Raw genomic sequence first — 1,621 nt, forward strand, 5'->3', positions numbered from 1 at the left:
TTTGCTTATAGGGACAGGCTTCCAAGGGGCACTCCCAATTGATAAAAAGGTTTATAAAAAAGCAAAAAAGAAAAATGTCGAGTTGAAAGTAATGAAAACAGGAGATTTATTAGACTATATTAACAACTTGGAGAATATGAAAGATGTTAACGCTATAATCCATATTACCTGTTAGCTCTTACTTAAAAAAGTATCATTTATTATTATAATCATAAATAAAAATAGTTCATGTTAGAATAGTTATTATTAGACTTATTAGACAACGTTAAGATAAAAAGTATTTTATGCTAGATTATACTAATAGTATTAAGTATTGATTTTGATATATGATTGATCATTTAACTGCTTCTTTTCTATTATAATTTTTAAAATCAAAAGAACTTTCTCCCCTATAATTTATTAAACTAGATTGATTATTCCTAAGCCTTTCTAGCCTATTCCTAATATCTTCTATAGTAGTATTAATTATGTCTATAGTGTCATTTATAATACCAGTTTGAAAGATAAAGCTAACCGGTAATGATATAATAGACCTGAAAAGATCAATAATGTTATTTATTAGTGATGTTAAAAATCCTTGTGGGGTATCATTTTGTTTAACTATTTTTTCTAATTGATTTAATACAATAATAACATCTTGCTTTGGGTAGCCTTTATATATTGCATTGTTAAGAGCAAAATCTAATTCTTTAAGCATAATTAAATCTTTTTGTAAATTTATTGAAGTGTTGTTCAGTGATGATTGAACTGTCTTTTGAATCATAGGAAAAATTCTTTCTATTATATTAGTAGGCGCCTTTTTTAAGGCGATAATAAATGGCTGAACTAGATTAAGCAAAAGGGTAGAACTAACAGTCTGCGCAGTAAACTCAATCGCATCAAGTGCATATATTGTTTCTGCAGGATCATAATTACTTTTCTTTGCTTCTATAAGTGCTTCTTGTAGATCTGATAAAATTTTTTTCTCTGTTTTGTTTAATGTAATACTTTTAGAATTTTTTAGATATTCACCGCCAATTCCATATTCAGTTGCATATCCACTGATAGTGATATTAAAAATAATAAGTAAAAAGAAAAGTATTGTTTTTTTCATTTTTCTCCTCTTATATATAATTAAATATTTATTTTATTAAATTATTTAAATAATTATGTAAATATAAAATATATTTAGTAGTTTTTAAATATTAGAATTTTTTGAAGTTGACAGATATTGATCATTAAATATTCTTATTTTATGCTTATATTTAAATGCATATTTAGGGCGATTAGCTCAGTTGGATAGAGCGCAGGTCTCCGGAACCTGAGGTTGAGGGTTCAAATCCCTCATCGCCCGTTATTACATATTTTTTATATTTAAATATTTTTCATATTTTGTGCATAAACACTTAATTTACAATTGCAGGATTAATATATTGGGATCATTGATTTGTTCTTTAGTCAATGCTCTCTCTTTCCGCTAGTGAATAATTAATTAATAATTACTTATTAACATTTAATTGTTTCACATAGTTTATAGCCTCAGATAGGCTTCCCTTTGTAACAAAATCAAATTTAACCCCAATCCTTACAAGGTTTTTTGCTGCATTTGCAGAGACACCTGATAGTATAGGGGTGGCACCAA

At 26.8% G+C, this 1,621-nt stretch carries 1 protein-coding gene and 1 tRNA gene; one reads left to right on the forward strand and one right to left on the reverse strand.

Annotated elements, in window-relative coordinates; genetic code table 11:
- Positions 1–334: 334 nt before the first annotated feature.
- Complete coding sequence (locus SVN78_11020) at positions 335–1,093, reverse strand: hypothetical protein (GenBank protein ID MDY6822137.1); 759 nt, start codon at positions 1,091–1,093, stop codon at positions 335–337.
- Between the two features lie 166 nt (positions 1,094–1,259).
- Between SVN78_11020 and SVN78_11025 the strand changes: the two genes are divergently transcribed.
- Positions 1,260–1,333, forward strand: a tRNA-Arg gene (locus SVN78_11025).
- Positions 1,334–1,621: the final 288 nt, after the last annotated feature.

The organism is Deferribacterota bacterium (assembly GCA_034189185.1).
Lineage (GTDB): Bacteria > Chrysiogenota > Deferribacteres > Deferribacterales > UBA228 > UBA228.

Bases quoted from the DNA above. Each gene is read 5' to 3' on its own strand.
- SVN78_11020 (MDY6822137.1), bottom strand. From the start codon at position 1,093: ATGAAAAAAACAATACTTTTCTTTTTACTTATTATTTTTAATATCACT.